The 18647-nt window shown below is 36.9% G+C and carries 20 protein-coding genes; 3 read left to right on the top strand and 17 right to left on the bottom strand.

Annotated elements, in window-relative coordinates; genetic code table 11:
• Nucleotides 1–54: 54 nt before the first annotated feature.
• Both BN853_RS01715 and BN853_RS01710 read right to left on the bottom strand, forming a co-directional pair.
• The gene (locus BN853_RS01715; protein WP_030004215.1) at nt 55–1470 is read right to left on the bottom strand and encodes a sodium/glutamate symporter family protein; all 1416 of its coding nucleotides are present in this window, start codon (nt 1468–1470) and stop codon (nt 55–57) included.
• Complete coding sequence (locus BN853_RS01710; RefSeq protein ID WP_052591128.1) at nt 1454–2647, bottom strand: lysophospholipid acyltransferase family protein; 1194 nt, start codon at nt 2645–2647, stop codon at nt 1454–1456. Before BN853_RS01710 ends, BN853_RS01715 begins: the two co-directional genes overlap by 17 nt.
• 42 nt (nt 2648–2689) lie before the next feature.
• Between BN853_RS01710 and BN853_RS01705 the strand changes: the two genes are divergently transcribed.
• Nucleotides 2690–3295 carry a YigZ family protein gene (locus tag BN853_RS01705; protein WP_030004213.1) on the top strand — a complete coding sequence of 202 codons (606 nt, stop codon included), beginning with the start codon at nt 2690–2692 and terminating at the stop codon, nt 3293–3295.
• On the opposite strand, the gene BN853_RS01700 is transcribed toward BN853_RS01705, so the two are convergent.
• From BN853_RS01700 to BN853_RS01680, 5 genes are all read right to left on the bottom strand, one after another.
• Nucleotides 3287–3481 carry a DUF1146 family protein gene (locus BN853_RS01700; RefSeq protein WP_030004212.1) on the bottom strand — a complete coding sequence of 65 codons (195 nt, stop codon included), beginning with the start codon at nt 3479–3481 and terminating at the stop codon, nt 3287–3289. The two genes, BN853_RS01705 and BN853_RS01700, sit on opposite strands and share 9 nt — an antisense overlap.
• Before the next feature lie 112 nt (nt 3482–3593).
• The gene (upp, locus tag BN853_RS01695) at nt 3594–4220 is read right to left on the bottom strand and encodes a uracil phosphoribosyltransferase (protein WP_030004211.1); all 627 of its coding nucleotides are present in this window, start codon (nt 4218–4220) and stop codon (nt 3594–3596) included.
• On the bottom strand, nt 4213–4656 hold the full coding sequence (rpiB, locus tag BN853_RS01690; protein ID WP_030004210.1) for a ribose 5-phosphate isomerase B: 444 nt from the start codon (nt 4654–4656) through the stop codon (nt 4213–4215). Before rpiB ends, upp begins: the two co-directional genes overlap by 8 nt.
• A 111-nt stretch (nt 4657–4767) precedes the next feature.
• Nucleotides 4768–6576, bottom strand: coding sequence for a translational GTPase TypA (gene typA, locus BN853_RS01685; protein ID WP_030004209.1), 1809 nt, complete (start codon nt 6574–6576; stop codon nt 4768–4770).
• A gap of 129 nt (nt 6577–6705) precedes the next feature.
• On the bottom strand, nt 6706–7941 hold the full coding sequence (locus BN853_RS01680) for a lysophospholipid acyltransferase family protein (RefSeq protein WP_030004208.1): 1236 nt from the start codon (nt 7939–7941) through the stop codon (nt 6706–6708).
• Nucleotides 7942–8138: 197 nt separating this feature from the next.
• Between BN853_RS01680 and BN853_RS01675 the strand changes: the two genes are divergently transcribed.
• Together BN853_RS01675 and BN853_RS01670 are read left to right on the top strand one after the other, a co-directional pair.
• A complete protein-coding gene (locus BN853_RS01675; protein ID WP_030004029.1) occupies nt 8139–8858 on the top strand; it encodes a helix-turn-helix domain-containing protein in 720 nt (239 codons plus the stop codon).
• 35 nt (nt 8859–8893) lie between these two features.
• Nucleotides 8894–9721, top strand: a complete 828-nt coding sequence (locus tag BN853_RS01670; RefSeq protein ID WP_030004561.1) for an IS3 family transposase — start codon at nt 8894–8896, stop codon at nt 9719–9721.
• Nucleotides 9722–9767: 46 nt separating this feature from the next.
• Here BN853_RS01670 and BN853_RS01665 read toward each other — a convergent pair whose 3' ends face one another.
• The 10 genes from BN853_RS01665 to BN853_RS01620 all read right to left on the bottom strand — a co-directional run bounded on the left by BN853_RS01665 (nt 9768) and on the right by BN853_RS01620 (nt 18638).
• On the bottom strand, nt 9768–10364 hold the full coding sequence (locus BN853_RS01665; RefSeq protein WP_030004207.1) for an L-threonylcarbamoyladenylate synthase: 597 nt from the start codon (nt 10362–10364) through the stop codon (nt 9768–9770).
• 10 nt (nt 10365–10374) lie between these two features.
• Nucleotides 10375–11217, bottom strand: a complete 843-nt coding sequence (gene prmC / locus BN853_RS01660) for a peptide chain release factor N(5)-glutamine methyltransferase (protein ID WP_030004206.1) — start codon at nt 11215–11217, stop codon at nt 10375–10377.
• A complete protein-coding gene (gene prfA, locus BN853_RS01655; protein ID WP_030004204.1) occupies nt 11217–12284 on the bottom strand; it encodes a peptide chain release factor 1 in 1068 nt (355 codons plus the stop codon). Before prfA ends, prmC begins: the two co-directional genes overlap by 1 nt.
• 144 nt (nt 12285–12428) lie before the next feature.
• The gene (gene dnaB / locus BN853_RS01650; RefSeq protein WP_030004203.1) at nt 12429–13772 is read right to left on the bottom strand and encodes a replicative DNA helicase; all 1344 of its coding nucleotides are present in this window, start codon (nt 13770–13772) and stop codon (nt 12429–12431) included.
• A gap of 9 nt (nt 13773–13781) precedes the next feature.
• Entirely contained in the window at nt 13782–16214 is a 2433-nt protein-coding gene (rplI, locus tag BN853_RS01645) for a 50S ribosomal protein L9 (protein ID WP_030004202.1), read from the bottom strand.
• An 88-nt stretch (nt 16215–16302) separates the two neighbouring features.
• Nucleotides 16303–16533 (bottom strand): 30S ribosomal protein S18, encoded by a 231-nt coding sequence (gene rpsR / locus BN853_RS01640; RefSeq protein WP_030004201.1) that lies wholly within the window; start codon nt 16531–16533, stop codon nt 16303–16305.
• A gap of 12 nt (nt 16534–16545) precedes the next feature.
• Entirely contained in the window at nt 16546–16977 is a 432-nt protein-coding gene (ssb, locus tag BN853_RS01635) for a single-stranded DNA-binding protein (RefSeq protein ID WP_030004200.1), read from the bottom strand.
• Between the two features lie 12 nt (nt 16978–16989).
• Nucleotides 16990–17277, bottom strand: a complete 288-nt coding sequence (rpsF, locus tag BN853_RS01630) for a 30S ribosomal protein S6 (RefSeq protein ID WP_030004199.1) — start codon at nt 17275–17277, stop codon at nt 16990–16992.
• 111 nt (nt 17278–17388) lie between these two features.
• Entirely contained in the window at nt 17389–17862 is a 474-nt protein-coding gene (locus BN853_RS01625) for a CinA family protein (RefSeq protein ID WP_030004198.1), read from the bottom strand.
• Nucleotides 17862–18638, bottom strand: coding sequence for a hypothetical protein (locus BN853_RS01620; protein WP_052591123.1), 777 nt, complete (start codon nt 18636–18638; stop codon nt 17862–17864). Before BN853_RS01620 ends, BN853_RS01625 begins: the two co-directional genes overlap by 1 nt.
• Nucleotides 18639–18647 lie beyond the last annotated feature (9 nt).

Genomic DNA, 18647 nt, shown 5'->3' with positions numbered 1-18647 from the left:
CAAATCGTAGTTAAAAAGTAAAGCCAATTTAAGTTTCTAAAGAATGTGAACGCTTTAATCCTTTTTATGCGTTTTTAGTAAGATTGTCGTAAATAATAGAAATAGGGCAATTAATACAACAAAAGAAATGACGGCATTTGTGATAGAGGTTGGTGCAAATCCTGCAATTAGCAAAATTGGTAATCCAAATAACACGGCGGTTGTTGACCCAGTCACTAAATCGGTTGCCGCAGGTGTTTTAAAATTCGGGTCAACTTCTCTTAGTAAAGCCACACCAGTTGATGCAGTCCCTGTTAACATACCAAACATACCCGCAAAGCCTTCAATCGGGTATTCCTTGTAGATTCGCTTCGTTAAGAAATGAAGGTAAATCATCGTACCAATCCCACCAAACATAGTGACAACAATAAATGGAATCCATTTATCGGTTAAATCTTCAACGTTAATCGCTGTAATACTTGATACAACCATAAAATCAAACACAATTCCACTAATCCGGTTTAACATGAAATTATTTGGGTATTGTCTAGTCATTAAACCTGTCTTTCTAAAAAGCAGGAAAATGCGTTTAAATACAATCGCCAAAATCATACCGAAGATGAAGTTAAACCCCCAAACCAGTGAGTTTATTGTACCTCCTAGCCCAGGAATCAAGCTAACTGCTTTAGAAGTTATAAACATCGCAAACAGCGTTGCACCATAAACCATCAGAACTAACGAGATTTGAATCGTGAACTTATCGATCGATTCTGCCACAGGGATCTCGTCTGGTGTTTCAATTTCTTGAACTGAGGTCAACTCAGTGAGTATACTGCCTTGATTATCTGGCTTTTTATAATGACGATTTAGGTAGAATACGCCCCCAACCGCTGCCCAGATAAACCCCATGGATGCAATCGCAAGCCCATAGGACTGCCCACCTATGAAACCCGCTTGTTCATAGATAATCCCGAAGTTATTTGCTTGTCCTGGTCCTTGACCAAAACCAAATGGCAATAATAACCCAGTAGCAAGTCCTGGTCCTGTTTTAAATTGCGGAAATAGTGTGTAAGCAAAAATAAACGTTAATCCAATCCCAATTAAACCTTGTAAGATATAGCTTGCTACAATCAATAGCCCATTGTAATAACTATGTGAGCGATTGGTCTTAATCTCTAACTTTTCATTGACTTTAAGTCCCATTGCAATAAAACCTAAAGCGAGTGCATGGTAAGTAATCACATTTAAAAATTTATTGAACGATTCAATTTCTTCTAGCGTAACTAATATGCCATTTGTTGCCAAAGGTCTAAATAAAAACTCTTTTAATAATAACCCAAGTATCCCAGCAATAACCGCTGTTGGTAGAAGTGATTTTCTAAAAAAACTGACTTTTCGTCTAATCACATTGCCTGCAAGTAATAATGCAGCAAGAATAAAAACAAATACGACACCAATCCAAACAATGCCAGACTCATAATTCGTTATCATTATTTAACACCTTCTTCTGATAAATTTTTGAAAATATGACATACTTATATGCGTTAAATCGAGGCGTCGGTGTAAAGTGATAGGTCACACCCGTTAAAAAGCTATGAATGATTAGCGTGTTTGTGTATTGAACGTGACAACTGATGTCCTTAAAGTCGATTACTTCAACGCCAGATTCTCTTTTTATTTCAACACGATTGGTATAAAGAAGGAGCTTGACTTTCCCTAGGGCCGTTGTTTTCTTTTTTGTTAATAGGTTCATTTCAAGTTCTTCTTCCATGATTAACTTGATTTCTCTAGACTCAATGACTTTATTAACTTCTTCTATTTGTATTTTATGCCATGCAATGGTATCTTCTATTTGGACTGTCTCACCCAATCGGTGAAACTTACCATAAGAATCAATTCTTAGATGAAGATCCGATGAGCGATCAAACACATCATTTTTATCGGAATAAATGGTATTAAATGCTCTTGTTTCAGGTGAAACAAAAAAGGCAGTTTCAATGTAGTGCGCTTTATTCTTAGATTTAAACGTTTGTTTTTTTGTTTCGTTTGAAAGGTAATCATTAAAGCGAAGATATGAAACTAATTGCTTGTAGATTTCATCAAGAGAAAGTGATTCATATTCTTCTTTCTGCCATACTTTAGTCACCATACCTCGCATTTTACCTTTTCTTTTTTCTTTGGCCCATCTCGGTTTGGTTAGATAACCACCTTCAATGTGATAAAAAAGAACGGGTAATTTCAAGTGTTTAACTAATTTAGCCGTCGAATAAGGCACCTCCATTAAATCACCAAAAAAGGTGGTGTTCCCTTCTGGAAACAACCCAATGGATCCCCCTGATTTCGCAATTTTAATGATGTTCTTTACCGTGTCACTATCTGCTCTGTATTTTGCTTTTGGGATTGGAGAAACCAGGTAAGACATGATTTTCGATAAGATTGGTTTTGTAAAAATCATATCACTTGCCACGAAATAGATTGGTTCATTAAAACTGGTTGCTAAGAATAATGGGTCAAGTGCTTGTGTGTGATTACCAAAAATCAAATATGGCCCTTTGACTTCATTTGATTTAAATTTTACGCCATAAAACCGATATTTAATACGGAAAATAAGTGCCACTATCGGTGTTAAGAGTTTAAAAACGACTTTATGTCTAAATTTTGTCTTCATAAACATGTTCCTATTCTATGTTATAATACGTTTGGTGATACTATGTACTATTTATTAGATTCAATTGAAAAAGAAATTGTGATTGATAAATCGAGATTTATTTGTCAATTACATCCAGTAAACTCATTAGAAGAAATTGAGGCAATCCTCGCATCGACTCGTAAAAAGCATCGTGAGGCAAATCATAATTGCTATGCTTATATTTATGATAGAAAGCGACTAATGAAAGCATCCGATGACGGAGAACCTCAAAAAACCGCGGGCATTCCCATGTTAGAGGTTTTAAAACATCACGATTTAACCGATGTCCTTGTGATTGTTACAAGGTATTTTGGCGGGATTAAATTAGGTGCCGGCGGGTTAGTAAGGGCTTATACTAACGCCGTAACAAACGCCTTATCGTTTGGACAAATCGCAATTAAACACCAAAGGCAAGTCTATGAAATAACGATATCTTATGCGTCTTATGACACATTTTTATACCAAACAAGAGATAAAGTGACCCTATTAGACCAAATCTTTGCCGAAAACATAACCGTGAGACTTTACTTTAATGATTCATCTATTGTCGAGCTTAATAACCATTTCAATGGAAAACTTGATTACATTGAAAAAGAGATCATTGAGGTACTCGAACCTTTAAAATAAATTGAATATTTGCACAACCATTTGGGCCAATAAGTGACCAAATCCAAGTGCAATTACAACATAACTCGAACGTATTTGCCAAATGTGATTCGGTTTAAATAATTTTTCTAAATGACTCGCATTTAAAATGTGTATAATCCAATAAGCACTCGCAACTAGTGCGGTTAAATAGACGACGCTATCCATCGTGCACCTCCTATTCTATCAAATTTAGTTTGATGTTCATAGTATTTTATAATAAATCCAATAAGAAACAAGAACACGGCTATATTCTAATGAGTATACCCGTGTTTTTTTATTATTTTGTACCAAATAAGCGATCGCCACAATCGCCAAGTCCTGGAACGATGTAGCCTTTTTCGTTTAAATATTCATCCATGGCTGCAAGAAAAATATCCACATCTGGGTGATCTTCTTGTAGACGTTTAACACCCTCAGGGCAGCCGACTAAGCCAACAAAACGAATGTCGGTGACACCGCGTTTTTTAACCATTGTGATCGCAGCTGAGGCAGAACCACCGGTTGCAAGCATTGGATCGACGACTAGTACCGCAGCATCTTTAATATCGATAGGGAATTTCGCAAAATATTCATGTGGTTCTAAGGTTTCTTCGTCACGATAAACCCCGACATGACCAATACGTGCGGTTGGAATGATGTTGTGAATCCCTTCAACCATCCCTAAACCTGCTCTTAAAATCGGTACGATAACCACTGGTTTTTTAAGCTCATAAGCTTTTGTTATTTGAATTGGCGTTTCTACTTCTTTTTCGACGGTTTCAAAATCCCTTGAGATTTCATAAGTGATCAACATGCCAACCTCTGATACGGTTTCTCTAAATTCCTTCGTGCCGGTATGTTTATCTCTTAGTTTTGCCATTTTATGATCGATCAATGGGTGATCTAATACCACAACTTTACTCATGATGTTCACCTTCATAGACACTTATTTTGTCTAATCTCTTTTGATGTCTTTCTTCAAATTTAGATGACAAATAGGCATCAACGATTTTTTTCGCTTCTTCGATTGATGTTTTTCTACCACCTAATGCGATGACGTTTGCATTATTATGCATTTTAGCCAGGCTTGCGGTTTCTTCATCATAGACAAGTGCCGCACGAATGCCTTTAACCTTGTTTGCTGCAATGCTAATCCCAATGCCCGTGCCACAAACGACAATACCGAAATCTAACTTGTCATTAATGACAGCTTCGCCCACCTTACGTCCGAAATCTGGGTAATCAACTGAGCTTAGGTCATTTGTGCCTAAGTCTTTTGTCTTTAACCCTTTTTCTTGTAAGTATTTCTTTAATTCTTCTTTAAGTTCGTAACCTGCATGGTCACTGCCAATTGCTATCATTTACTCACTCCTCTTCATTAGTATAAGTATAACACTTTTTGCGATTAAGTAGAATCAATTATTTCAAAAATAGTAGAAAAAACACCAAGCGTTTAACTTGATGTTTAATAGTTATTTATAGTTATCGTATTTTTTACGTTCGTTCGTTTTTAAGATACGTTTTCTTAAACGAATCGTTTGTGGTGTAATTTCAACCAACTCATCGTCATTAATGAATTCTAGACAAGCTTCTAAGCTCATTTCTCTTGGGCGTTTTAACACAACCGTTGAGTCTTTTGAACTTGAACGCATATTTGTTAATTGTTTTTCTTGAGTCACGTTAACCGCTAAATCAAACTCTTTATTTGCCTCACCAACAATCATACCTTCGTATACTTTTTGACGTGGTTCAATAAACATAACCCCACGGTCTTCTAGTCTTCCGATGGCATAAGAGGTTGTCATCCCTTCAAGTAGAGACACAAGTGACCCATTAGGACGATTACCAACTTCAACAGCTTCAACCGGACGATACTCCATATATGAGTGATTAATAATCCCATAACCTTTGGTTGCGGTCATAAAATCAGTCATAAAGCCAATTAAGCCTCTTGATGGCATGGTGTAGGTTAATCTTGATTGGTTTAAATGGTTCGTCATTGACTCCATGGTGCCTTTTCTAGAACCTAGCATTTCAATGACCGTCCCCATGACTTCGTTTGGACAGTCTACTTGTACAAACTCGTATGGTTCCATTTTAACGCCTTCTGTTTCAATCATGATGACTTGAGGACGAGAGACTTGGAATTCAAAGCCTTCTCTTCTCATGTTTTCAATCAAGATACCAAGGTGTAATTCACCACGACCTGAAACGACCCATTCTTCTTTACCAGAAAGTCGTTCAACACGTAGTGAAACGTCTTTTTGTGTTTCTTTATATAAACGTTCTTCAATCTTTGAAGCAGTGACATACTTACCTTCTTTACCAGCAAATGGTGAAGTATTAGTACCAAAAGTCATCTGAACGGTTGGTTCATCAATATGAAGGATTGGTAGTGCTTCTTCTTGACCAATTTCACAGACGGTTTCACCGACATAAATGTCAGGTAAACCAGCAATGGCAACAATGTCACCGGCGTAGGCTTCAGCGACTTCAATACGGTCTAGGCCAATATATGAGAAGAGTTTTTGAACTCTAAATTGTTTGATTGTGCCGTCAAGTCTCACACAAGAAACCATTTGATTCATCTTAATGGTCCCACGAATGATTTTACCAATACCAATACGTCCGACGTATTCGTTATAGTCGAGTAACGCTGGTTGAAATTGAAGACTAGCTTGTACATCTTGTCCAGGTGCTGGTACGTATTCAATGATGGTGTCAAGTAATGGTTTCATGTCAACGGCATCATCAAATTCTTTATTGTATGAGGCTAAGCCCTTAATTCCCGATGCATAAATGATGGGAAAATCCAACTGTGCTTCGTTCGCTTCTAATTCAATAAACAAGTCGAAAACTTCATTTACTGCTTCGGTTGGTCTTGCAAACGCACGGTCAATCTTATTAATAACCACAATTGGTTTTAAACCAGATTCTAATGCTTTTTTCAAAACGAAACGTGTTTGAGGCATTGAGCCTTCATAAGCATCAACGACTAAAACAACCGCATCAACCATTTTCATGATACGTTCAACCTCACCACCAAAATCGGCATGCCCTGGGGTGTCTAATATATTGATTCGAACACCTTTGTATTCGATTGCTGTGTTTTTCGCAAGAATCGTAATGCCACGTTCACGTTCAATGTCATTTGAATCCATTGCACGTTCTTGAATTGCTTCGTGTGCGTTCTTTTTTTCTGATTGTTTTAATAATTCATCCACAAGAGTCGTTTTACCGTGGTCTACGTGGGCAATAATTGCTATGTTTCTAATATCCATATATTCACTCTTTTCTAAAAACCTTAATAATTATATCACACTCTATCTAAATTACTTATTTTTTTTAAATAATTCCGACAATAAAAATGGTTACATTCCAAAAATAAAGAAAAATAGATGGTTTTTCATCTATTTTATCTCACTCTTATGGATTTTGTAGAGTTCTTCTACTGCAAAATGCAGTTTCGTTACAACGTTTTTATAATTAAGCGGGTAAATGTAGTAAGTGTTTTCTAGGGTTGAAAGATCTAAGCAATCCCCTTTGTTCATGTAATTGTATTCGATGTGAAGACCATACATACTGAGCACTTCTTTTTTCAGCTCAAATGAGCCATCTTTTTTATACAAGCAAAAGCCCTCGTTGTTATGCACTAACTTCATGATACCCAAGTCAACATAACCTTTTGAGTTTGGTAATGACTCAACGCTGACTTCATCCTCAAAATAGTAAGTGCCATCCTCGATTTGCTTTCTTACTTGTTCTCTTTGAAACTCATACCAATCTGGCAAATGTGTAAAGATCGAATTGCCCTTGGTGTTTTTGATTTGACCATAAATGTCTTGGACGTATTTTTCGCCACAAGCTTCACACCATAATTCATTTTTATCCGAAGCCATGACGTGTTCTTTTAAACAGTGTGGGCATTGATATAACACACGAGATATCCCTTTTAAACGGTTTTTAAAGTCGATCTTAATCTGGTTATCGAACTGATATTGATACTCGTCATATCGAAAAGCTTGATTGATTCTAGCGTTTATTTGTTCTACCGACAAGGTCTCAATTTCTTCTTTTTTAATGATTTGAGTCATATCAGCAGCAAGCTTCACATTTCTTTTATCTAAATTCCACACAGGTTGCATCAAATAGTCCCCATGCATGTTTAAAACAACCACGGGGTGTTTAAACAGCTTAATGAGTTTACCTAAGGATTCAGGTAAGATGGCATTAGTTCCGATGAGCGAATACCTCGCCTCAGGGTAAATCGCCACAATGCCTTTTTTTTCATTAAGTATGTATTTCATGTGCTTGATTAATCTCGTATCGTTGGTGAACTTTCTTTTACAAATCCCACCAGCGTTTCTTAATAACCATTCGCGTTTGATAAACCCGTCAATCGCAACAACGTAATTAAGTCGACTAGGAAATGTTGCTTTCGTGGTGACTTTGAAGTCCATAAACGAATGATGTGTACATAAAAGAATGTAAGGTTTTTTTAAGCCTTCCATATTGACCTTATTTATTTTTAACCGATGTTTGATGACACTTGGAAAGCTTAACAACCACGTCAGTGGTGTCAAATAGATACGCTGTCTTACCGGTTTTTTATTCATATCAAACGTAATCAGTTTTTTATTCTTCATAATTTCCCCCACGATGAACGCTGTAAATCTATTATTTAAAAAGATAGGTAAAAATCAATGGTTTCTACGATAAAATAATCAAAACATACCAATTGGATCAAAAAAACATAAAAACCGCTAAAATGATATGATCCCCTTAAAGTAGACACTACAAATAATTAAAGTTTGTAGAAGTGTACAGAGAGGGGATTTTTCTTATGTCAAGAACACCAAGATTCAGTAAAGAAACAAAAATCAAAGCAATCAAAGCATATCAAACAGGAATCAAGTCAATGTTAGAAATCGCATGTGAATTAGGATGTGACGTATCCAGTGTTAAACAATGGGTCAGGAACTATGAATCGATGGGAAGTATGGCATTTGAGGATAAACCAAGAAACCAAAGTTATATGAAATCATTCAAATTAGAGGTGATTAAAGCTTACCACGATGGCAAAGGATCATACGCAGAACTGGCCAAACAATATCAAATAACATCAGACTCAATGATTAAGAGTTGGGTTTCCAAGTATAATAGACATAACGAGATCAAAGCGTATGATCCAAAGGGGTATGTTTATATGGCGAAATCAAGAAAAGTGAGTTATGAAGAAAAGTTAGATATAGTGAAATGGACGATTGAACATAACTTTGAATATAAACTCGCAGCGGAGAAGTTTGAGACAGCCTACTCACAAGTGTATAACTGGGTCAGAAAATACAACGTAGAAGGTGAAGCTGGTTTAAAGGACGAACGAGGCAAGAGAAAGCCTGTAGAGAATCTAAGTGAAATTGAGAAACTAAAACGTGAAGTTGAGCTTCTAAGACGGAAGAATGAACGTCTGGAGATGGAGGCTGAAGTCATAAAAAAATTCCAGGAGATCGAAAGGAGGGATATTTTAGCAAGATCCGCCAAGAAGCCAAATACAAAACGATAAAAGGGCTTCATGAGGCAAAAAACTATCCTATTTTGGTGTTATGTGAAATCCTTTTGATTGTTCGTAGCAGCTATTATAAGTGGTTAAAACATGAAGAAACAAATGAAGAAAAGATTAATCATGAGTTATCTCAATTGATTCTTGAATATCATGATGAGTTTAAAGGTATCTTAGGCTATAGACGGATGACTTTATGGATTAATAAGCGGAATCAAACGAACTATAATGTAAAACGCATCAGACGATTGATGAAGAAATTAGGTGTATCGTCGGTTATCCGTAGAGTGCGTAAGGGGTATATTAAAGTAAGACCAGAGATCACAGCAGAGAATGTCTTAAACAGACAATTTGAGGCTAATAATCCCAATGAGAAATGGTTAACAGACGTTACCGAGTTCAAGGTGATTGGATCGAATACTAAGTTATACTTAAGTGCCATCATCGATCTGTGTGATACCAGTATTATCAGTTACAAAATGGGTATATCGAATAATAACCAACTGGTAAATGAAACCTTCGAGAAAGCATTCCAACTTAATCCGGAAGCCAAACCGATGGTACACAGTGACCGCGGGTATCAATATACGAATAAAGTGTTTCAAAAGAAGCTCACTTCTAGAAGCATGACAGTCAGTATGTCTAGAGTTGGTAGGTGTATTGATAATGGACCGATGGAGAGTTTTTGGGGTACACTTAAATCAGAAATGTACTATTTAACCCAGTTTCACGACATCAATCAACTCAAAGTAGCGATTGATCAATACATCCAGTTTTATAATAAACAAAGGTACCAAGAAAAACTAAAAGGCTTAACTCCGATGGAATTTCGGAATCAAGCCTTAAAAATTGAATCAGTTATTTAATTATTTCCACTGTCTACTTGACAGGGGGCGGTTCAAAATCAGCGGTTTAAGATTCGTCTTTGATGGCTTGTTCAATCTGTTCTTGTGTGATTGATCCAATACGTAAGTACTTAATCTCACTACCAGTTAAATCCACTGTGGTTGAGGTGATATTCAAATAAAACGCATTGTATTCTTCGTAGATATAATCAACAACCCCAGTAAATTGTTCTTTGATTTCATCGATACCTAAGACTTCAGAGCTCCCATCGATGTTTAATGAGGTTGTAATTAAAGGCCCGTTTTTCTTAATCAGATCCAGTGCCGCTTCATGATTTGGAATTCGAACACCAATCTTATCAAACCCAGAACGTTCTTTGTGTGCCAGTGTACTATTTAAGATTAAGGTTAGTGGTCCCGGCCAAAACGTTAGCATGAGTGCCCGAGCACGTTGATCAATGACAGCCAAATCATTTACTGATACGACGGTATCACATAAAACTGCGTAATAGTGATTGGGATCATCTTTTTTAATTTGATGTATTTTATCAATCGCTTCGTCATCATAAAGACGACAAGCCAGACCAAATACCGTGTCGGTTGGAAAAATGACCACCGATCCATCATTCATAAATCCATCTTCAAATGAATAATCTTCAATCATGGTTAGCCTCCTAAGTGTATATAATCGTCATACGATCTTTTTGACTTAAATCTTTGAGTTGTTCAATGGTTGCGTCTTTATAATAATGCAAACACAAGGCCTTCATTTCTTCTTTCTTATCGTAAGCATGTTCAAATAAAATCACACCATTTGGTTTTAAGTAATTTAGGCTTTCTTTTAGAATACGGTCATAAAAAACCAATCCCGAATCGCCGCCAAATAACGCCACACTAGGCTCATTCTTTTTAACCAAGTCCATGACGTCTTCGTTTTTTGGGATGTACGGTGGATTTGAGACAATCATATCAAATTTAAGTCCCTTGAGTGGTTCAAGTAAATCGCCTTGATAAAACTTGACCGACCCACCAAGTGCTTCGTTGTTTCGTTTGGCAACCTTTAAAGCTTCCTCACTAATATCAGAGGCAACCACGTTCATGTTTGCTTCTTCTAATGATAGCGTAATCGCAATACACCCTGAACCCGTACCGATGTCACAAACATCAATGGTTTTTCCACTAAATTTTGTGTCGTAGACATAAAGTGCATGTTCTGCTAATAATTCGGTTTCTCTTCTTGGAATTAAAACGTGTTCATTAACGATAAAATCATAACCAAAAAATGGCGCAAACCCCAAGATATGTTGCATTGGAATTAGTTCTAAAACGTATTGATCAATCGCTTTTAAATAAATTGCTTCAACATCAGCACTGACCTCTTTGTCAAAATTAAGGTAGAACTGTGTTGGACTCATCGTTGAATAATGCATCAACAAGAGCTTAGCGACTTCAATTTCTAAGGATTCATTAGTTTCAATTTTTTTAATCCCTAAGTTCATTAATTTTTTATAAGTCATTATTCGTTCGTCCCAGCTAATTGTCGTTTTTGGAACTCATTAATTAGTGGTTCAAGGACCAAATCAAGACGGCCTTCCATCACGGCATCAAGACGCTGAATGGTTAAGTTAATTCGGTGATCTGACACTCGGTTTTGTGGGTAGTTGTACGTTCTAATTTTTTCACTACGATCGCCTCTACCAACCAATGAACGACGTTGTTCGCCTTCTTTTTCAAGTTGCTCTTGAATCATGTTGTCGTAAATTCTTGACTTTAACAAACGAAAGGCTTTGTCTTTGTTTTCATGTTGGCTCTTACCTTCTTGACACGCCACAGCAATCCCCGTCGGAATGTGCGTTAGTCGAACAGCCGAATAAGTTGTGTTGACACTTTGTCCACCAGGTCCTGAGGAGTTAAATGTATCAAAACGAATGTCATTCCAGGAAATATTGATTTCAACTTCTTCCGCTTCAGGCATCACAAGCACCGTAGCCGTTGAGGTATGAATTCGACCTTGTGACTCTGTTTCAGGAACACGTTGAACACGATGAACCCCCGATTCGTATTTCATTGTCGAATAAACCAAATCCCCACTGATCATGAATTCAAGTGAGGTAAACCCACCCATAGCGCCTTCCATGGCGTTTAGAATTTCAATTTTCCAATGACGAGTTTCTGCGTATTTGGCGTACATTCTAAATAAGTCTCCAGCAAAAATGTTACCTTCATCACCACCAGCAGCCCCTTTGATTTCAACGATAACGTTCTTATCGTCGTTCGGATCTTTTGGTAATAATAAAATCTTTAACGCTTCTTCTAATTCTTCTACTTTTGGATAAAGTACATCCAGCTCTAACGTTGCCATTTCACTGATCTCTTTATCTTTATCTTCACTTAACAACTCAAGTTCTTCAATTTGATTTTTTGCATCTTTAAATGCTCTAAATGTTTCTACCGTTTTTTCTAACCCACGTTGTTCTTTTAACAACGTCGTCATTCTTTTGACATCTGTGACGATTTCAGACTGCATTAAAAGCTCACTGATTTCATCGTATCTTTTTTCTATTAATATTAATCTATCAAACATATTATCACTCCTAAGCCTTAACTATCATATCATAAATCGTTAAAAATCGCTATAAAAATATACCAAAACGAGACACTTTTTGAAAAATAAAAAGGGAACTTCGATAAACAAGTCAAAACATGTTTTTGAAGTTTCCCTTAACTATTAATTTTGAGGTTCGTCGTCTCTTTCCGCAATTGGAATAAAACGAGAGTATTGTTTTTCGAAAATAAAGTTTAATACGTTACCAACCGAGCCTTGACGGTTTTTCGCAATCGATACTTCCGTTTCACCATTATCTTCTTGCCCATGGCTATAGTATTCACCACGGTATAAGAACATAACGATGTCGGCGTCCTGTTCAATTGAACCGGACTCTCTTAAGTCAGCCAGCACCGGTCGTTTATCGTCACGTTTTTCTACGCCACGAGATAACTGTGATAGCGCCATGACTGGGATCTTTAATTCTCTTGCCATTTGTTTTAGGCTTCTTGAGATTTTTGCCACTTCTTCTTGACGATTGGATCCACCGCGTTCATCACCTTTGATTAACTGTAAGTAGTCAATCACCACAAAGTCTAGACGACCTTCTTGTTTTAACTTACGACATTTTGAACGAATTTCTTGAACCGTCACCGCACTTGAATCATCAAAAAAGATATTCAAATTCGCCAGTGAAAGTGACGCCGTATCGATAAACTGCCAATCTTTTGAGGTCAATTCCCCCGTTTTGATTTTTTTATTTTCAACGCGTGCTTCACTTGATAACATACGTCCAACCAATTGTTCGTTTGACATTTCAAGCGAGAATACGGCCACACCTGCCTTACCACCATGATTAAACTTTGCGGCATTAAGTGCTAAGTTCATCGCAAACGCCGATTTACCCATTGAGGGTCTCGCAGCTAAAATCAATAGTTCTTCTGGTTGAAAGCCTGCGGTTAGATTGTCTAAGATGGCAAACCCAGTCTTAAGACCGGTGATTGCACCTTGGTGTTTACGGCTTTCTGCTTTTTCTCTGACTTCTTGAACCACTTTGTCGATTTTTAAGAACTCAGTGGCTTTACGACGTCTGACCAAATCAAAGATTTTTTCTTCTGCGTCATCAATGTATTCAGTCGCACGAATACCTTCGTTATAACCGTCCTCTAGAATTTTACCTGCGGTTTCAATCACCATACGTTTTAAGGAATAATCCCTAACGATGTCGATATAGGCATCTAAGTTAGCCGTTGTCGGTACGAAGTCAGTGAGTTCGGATAAATACGCCACACCAATGGATTTCATCGCACCCATTTGAGCAAGTTCCGTTGAAACGGTCGTGTAGTCTATTTTTTCACTACGTTGAAAAATCTGACGCATTGCCTCATATATTTTTTGATTGCGTTGATCAAAAAAGTCTTCTTGATTCAGTTTATCAATAATTGCGATTAAGACATTTGGATTTAGAAACGCTGCACCTAAAACCGATTGTTCCGCCTCTAAATTAAATGGCATTACTCGACTCATAAACTCACCTTATTTCTCTAGAACGTTAATTTCGAATTGTGCTTTAACATCCTTATGTAGTGTCACGGTTGCGGTATAAATACCAACTGAATTAATTTCTGAGGTTAACTCAACTTTCTTTTTATCCAATCGAATACCGGTTTGTTCTTCATAGGCTTCAACAATTTGTTTGGTTGTTACACTACCAAACAACTTACCGTCTGCTCCGATGTTAATGAATACGTTGACGCTCTTAGACTCGATTTCTTGTTTTAGCTTAGTCATTAACGCTAAGTGTTGTTTTTCTCTTTCAATTAACTCTTTGTGTTGTCTTTCTAGTTCTTTGACGTTATCGTCTGAAGCCACAATGGCTTTATTGTTTGATAATAAGAATTGACCATAACCATTGGCTACTTCAATCACATCATCTTTCTTACCTTTTCCTTTAACGTCTTCTGTTAATATTACTTTCATCTTTTCTCCACCTTCATCGTCTCTTAATAAAATTTGTTTTAAATCTTCAAACACGGTTTGGACCGTTTGATGTTTAATTTGGGTTGCGGCACTGTTTAAGTGACCACCACCACCCATTTCTTCCATAATGATTTGAACGTTGACTGAATCATAACTTCTGGCTGAAATACCCACTAGCCCATCGCCAACAAGAGCCACTGTAAAGCCGGCTTGAATGCCATCGACTTCAAGAATTTTTGATGATACTTGAGCCAATAACACACGGTCCCTTATTTCACCTGAGGTGTCAATGACCGCAGCAAACCCAGACTTTAAGACAATAACGTCTTTTAATAATTCATTTAGTAGTAACGTACGACTTAAATCAAGTCTTAACCATTCTTTAACCCGAATTGAGCTTGCCTCGTGTTCTTTTAAATACGCGGCAGCACCGAAGGTTCTCATCCCTGTACGATACGTAAACTCATTGGTGTCAACGATAATACCGCCATACATGATACTTGCTTCAATTGGTCTTAAATCGATGTCACGTTGATAGAATTCCATCATTTCAGCAATTAACTCAACGCTACTTGAGGCGTAAGGTTCAACGTACATAAAGATCCCTTCAAAGGTTACATCGCCATGTCTGTGATGGTCGATGACCGCGAGCTTCTTCGACTGTCTTAGGACCTCTGCATTAGATACAATGTTTGGCGATTGTGTATCAACCACCACAAGTAAGGTCTCTTCATCCATTAAACGTATGATTTCGTTTGGTGCGGTTAATGATTCGAATAAGTCTTTGGATTCGACTTCGACAAGTGGTAGAATCTTACTTACCGTTTGATCGATTTCAGTCGGATCGTAAACGATTCTAGCTGGTATGTCAGAGGCACGACACATACGGAAAATACCAATCATCGCCCCAAAGGCATCGATATCCGATTGCTTATGTCCCATAATAACCACGTTCTTTGAATTTTCTATTAATTCTCTGAATGTTTGAGATTGAACGCGAACTTGAACTCTTGAGCTCTTTTCAGAGGCGTTTGATTTTCCTCCAAAGTAAGCAATTTTCTCATTTTGAATGTTGACAACCGCTTGGTCCCCCCCACGTTTTTCAGCTAGTTCAATCGCATTTTGTGCGAGTGCACCAAGTTCTTCAAATGAGACATCCCATGAGGCAATCCCGATCGATGCCGACACTCTCACGTGGTGCTTGGTTGAAATTTCACGAATCTTGTTTAAAATATCGAACTTATTGCCGATTACTTTTTGAAGTTCTTCATAGTGCATCGCAATGACCATACGGTCTTCCATGTAAAGCTTTAAATACCCATCATGTTCATTAATCCAGTCGGTGATTACACCAAGGTATTCCCCACGGATGTTCGAACGTTCGTAAATATCAAATCCTTGAAGCGCTTCTTCAACGTTATCAAGGTAGAGAATACCAAGTGCGGTTGAACGATTTTTGTATTTTTGTCTGATTTCTTCTCTCGCAGTCACATCAAACAAATAGATGACTTGATTGTTTTTATGACTTTTCGCATCGTATTTACGATCTAATATTGAAACCGTTAAACTATCTAAATCATCCGTTACAAGCGTTAAGAGCTCATCATGTAATTGACTTAGTGCTAAATTTTCAAGGTTTTTATTGAATATTTTATTTGCAAACGGGTTACTCCATTTGACTTGCATGTTATTTTTATCATAAAGAATAATACCAATTTCAAGTTCATTAAATGCCTCATCACCAATCTGTTTTACGTGATAAGAAAGACTACTCCAAGCGGTAAGTCTATTTTCCAATGATTTGATTTTTTGTTGTCTTTGAAAATTGATAATAATCATAATTGTGGTAATAAAAAGCGTTAAAAAAGCGATAATTAGACCGTAAAATACCCTATCGCTATAATCGCTAAAAATATCTCTTCTTACACCAATAATGATGACTGATACCAAACCAAAAACTGAAACAATTAGGCTGATTACTCGTTTCATGTATTCACCTTCTTTCTTGTATTATACCAAGAATAGCGTCTTTAAACAACAAAAAAAGACTTTATAATAAAGTCTTTTATAGTCAAAATTATTCTTTTACGTATGGTATTAATGCCATGTGTCTTGCACGTTTAATCGCAACCGCTAATGGACGTTGCCATTTAGCTGATGTTCCAGTCACACGACGTGGTAAAATCTTACCTCTGTCTGAGATGAAACGCTTTAATAGTTCAACATCTTTAAAATCGATGTGAGTTGCTTTATTTTGTGTAAAATAGCATACTTTACGACGTCTTTTGAATCCGCCTCTTTGTTGCATAGTTAGCCTCCTTTAGAATGGTAAATCTTCTTCTGCAGCTAGACTCTTTCCTGTTGAAACAAATGGGTCTTCTTCTTGGTAAGTGTTACTTTCAAAATCTTGCGGGCTGGTTTGTTCTTGTGATTTCTTAGATTCTAAGAATTGAACAGAGTCGCACAACACTTCAGTTACGTAACGAGTATCACCGTTAGGACCTTCATAAGTTCTGGTTTGTATGCGTCCATCAATCCCGAGTAATGCCCCTTTTCTTACAAATTGGGCCACGTTCTCAGCTTGTTTACGCCATACAACACATTGGATAAAATCTGCTTGTCTTTCGCCTTGTTCATTCGTAAATTGACGATCAATCGCCAACGTAAATGATACCACTGCAATATTCGTTTGAGTTCTTTTTAATTCCGGGTCTTTGGTTATTCTCCCTACTAAAATCACTCGATTAAGCATAATTAACCCTCCTTATTCGCCGTCTTTTACAACGATGTAACGAATCACTGATTCAGTAATGCGAATCACACGGTTAAACTCATCGATCGCTTCGTTATTAGCGTTAACTAGTGTCCACACATAGTAACCCTTTTTAAGATGGTCGATTTCATATGCCAAGTCTTTCAATCCGATTTCTTTAAGTTCTAAAACTTGTGATTGTCTTTCAGTAAAAATGTTACTTAAGTTCGCAATCACTGCTTTGGTTTCTTCACTTTCTAAGTTCGGACGAATGATGTACATAATTTCGTATTTCTTCATCTTCATACCTCCTTTTGGTCTATTGGTCTTATTCGAAGATAAGACAAGGATGGTTATATATAATATAAACCACGCTTTGATATTATATCACAAGTTTCCTTGGAATACAAACTATTTTTTTAACAACTGATTGAGCATTGAATAGACCACTTTAACGGTTTGCTCAATGACTTCTTCTCTACTTAATTGTTTGAGCTGTAGATGATAAGAATACACCTCACCTAAGTAGTCTACTGCGACCCAAACTTCGCCTACCTGAGCGTTTCCTGTGGCTGTTGGACCAGCATTTCCAGTGATACCAACCCCAATATTTGATTCTGCAATTTGTCTAACTGACTTTGCCATTTCCATGGCAATCACATTAGAAACAACACCATGAATATCAATCAGCATTGGATTGATGTTTAAGTGTTTGATTTTTACTTGATCACTATAAGTGACGACCGAATAGCCAATGACATCAGATGCCCCTGGATTTAACACCAGGTTAGAGGCAAGTGCCCCACCGGTCATGCTTTCTGCAAACGCAATCGTGTAGTTGTATTTCAGTAGTTGTAAAAATACATCCTTTGAGTAATTAGTCACTACACCACCTCCCTAAGAGGTAGTGATTTTTTAAGACAGTCATAACTCTTGTAACTTAAGCGAAAGACGGTACCATTATTTAGTTTTAATGTGACATAATGTCTGTCTGTCATATACTGATTTTGATCTAAAAAATTCTTAAAGTAGGTTTCATATTTCTTGATTTTTACTTTTTTATCAACTGGATAATCGTCATTCGATAAGCGGAAATTTTCAATCATACTGACATCAAGTAATATACGCGATTGATCGTTTTTATCTTTATCTATGACACGCATATAGATTGTTTGCCCATTAGATAAATAGCTTGGTAACTGATACGCAGTATCTTTAAAATAGTCGTCAATAAATAGAATGTGAAACCCATCAGATAATAAGTAAATCTTTGAAGATCTTAAGCTTCTAATGTGTGGTGATTTATGTTGACCTATGTAGTATAGATCAAAATGATCAAGTCCTTCAAACTTGGTCTCATAAAACTTTTCCACCGCTTGAAGATACTTCATAATATTTTTTCTTTTTGGAAAAATTGTGACATACAAATAAACTAGAAACACCACAAAACTCGCCAAGTAAAGAATGGCTGGTTCGACTTCTTTAATGGTATTTGTATAGGCCATTAAAACCAATATTAGGATTAATACGCCAAAAAACAAATTCATTAGGGCTCTTGAAAACGATGGGATTAAATATAATCTAGAGGCTAATTTCTTTTCTTGCTTTTCACTTAAAGGCTGTCCTGTTTCAATTTTTAATAACAAACCTCTTAACATCATATAACCACT

Origin of the sequence: Paracholeplasma brassicae, assembly GCF_000967915.1 — a bacterium.
Taxonomy (GTDB): domain Bacteria; phylum Bacillota_I; class Bacilli_A; order Acholeplasmatales; family UBA5453; genus Paracholeplasma; species Paracholeplasma brassicae.
This window is presented reverse-complemented; position numbering and strand designations above follow the sequence as displayed.

Bases quoted from the DNA above. Each gene is read 5' to 3' on its own strand.
- rpsR (WP_030004201.1), bottom strand. From the start codon at position 16,533: ATGCAACAAAGAGGCGGATTCAAAAGACGTCGTAAAGTATGCTATTTT.
- dnaB (WP_030004203.1), bottom strand. From the start codon at position 13,772: ATGAGTCGAGTAATGCCATTTAATTTAGAGGCGGAACAATCGGTTTTA.
- BN853_RS01675 (WP_030004029.1), top strand. From the start codon at position 8,139: ATGTCAAGAACACCAAGATTCAGTAAAGAAACAAAAATCAAAGCAATC.
- upp (WP_030004211.1), bottom strand. From the start codon at position 4,220: ATGAGTAAAGTTGTGGTATTAGATCACCCATTGATCGATCATAAAATG.
- typA (WP_030004209.1), bottom strand. From the start codon at position 6,576: ATGGATATTAGAAACATAGCAATTATTGCCCACGTAGACCACGGTAAA.
- prfA (WP_030004204.1), bottom strand. From the start codon at position 12,284: ATGTTTGATAGATTAATATTAATAGAAAAAAGATACGATGAAATCAGT.
- rpsF (WP_030004199.1), bottom strand. From the start codon at position 17,277: ATGAAGAAATACGAAATTATGTACATCATTCGTCCGAACTTAGAAAGT.
- prmC (WP_030004206.1), bottom strand. From the start codon at position 11,217: ATGACTTATAAAAAATTAATGAACTTAGGGATTAAAAAAATTGAAACT.
- BN853_RS01710 (WP_052591128.1), bottom strand. From the start codon at position 2,647: ATGAAGACAAAATTTAGACATAAAGTCGTTTTTAAACTCTTAACACCG.
- BN853_RS01620 (WP_052591123.1), bottom strand. From the start codon at position 18,638: ATGATGTTAAGAGGTTTGTTATTAAAAATTGAAACAGGACAGCCTTTA.
- ssb (WP_030004200.1), bottom strand. From the start codon at position 16,977: ATGCTTAATCGAGTGATTTTAGTAGGGAGAATAACCAAAGACCCGGAA.
- BN853_RS01715 (WP_030004215.1), bottom strand. From the start codon at position 1,470: ATGATAACGAATTATGAGTCTGGCATTGTTTGGATTGGTGTCGTATTT.
- rpiB (WP_030004210.1), bottom strand. From the start codon at position 4,656: ATGATAGCAATTGGCAGTGACCATGCAGGTTACGAACTTAAAGAAGAA.
- rplI (WP_030004202.1), bottom strand. From the start codon at position 16,214: ATGAAACGAGTAATCAGCCTAATTGTTTCAGTTTTTGGTTTGGTATCA.
- BN853_RS01700 (WP_030004212.1), bottom strand. From the start codon at position 3,481: ATGGATAGCGTCGTCTATTTAACCGCACTAGTTGCGAGTGCTTATTGG.
- BN853_RS01665 (WP_030004207.1), bottom strand. From the start codon at position 10,364: ATGATTGAAGATTATTCATTTGAAGATGGATTTATGAATGATGGATCG.
- BN853_RS01705 (WP_030004213.1), top strand. From the start codon at position 2,690: ATGTACTATTTATTAGATTCAATTGAAAAAGAAATTGTGATTGATAAA.
- BN853_RS01680 (WP_030004208.1), bottom strand. From the start codon at position 7,941: ATGAAGAATAAAAAACTGATTACGTTTGATATGAATAAAAAACCGGTA.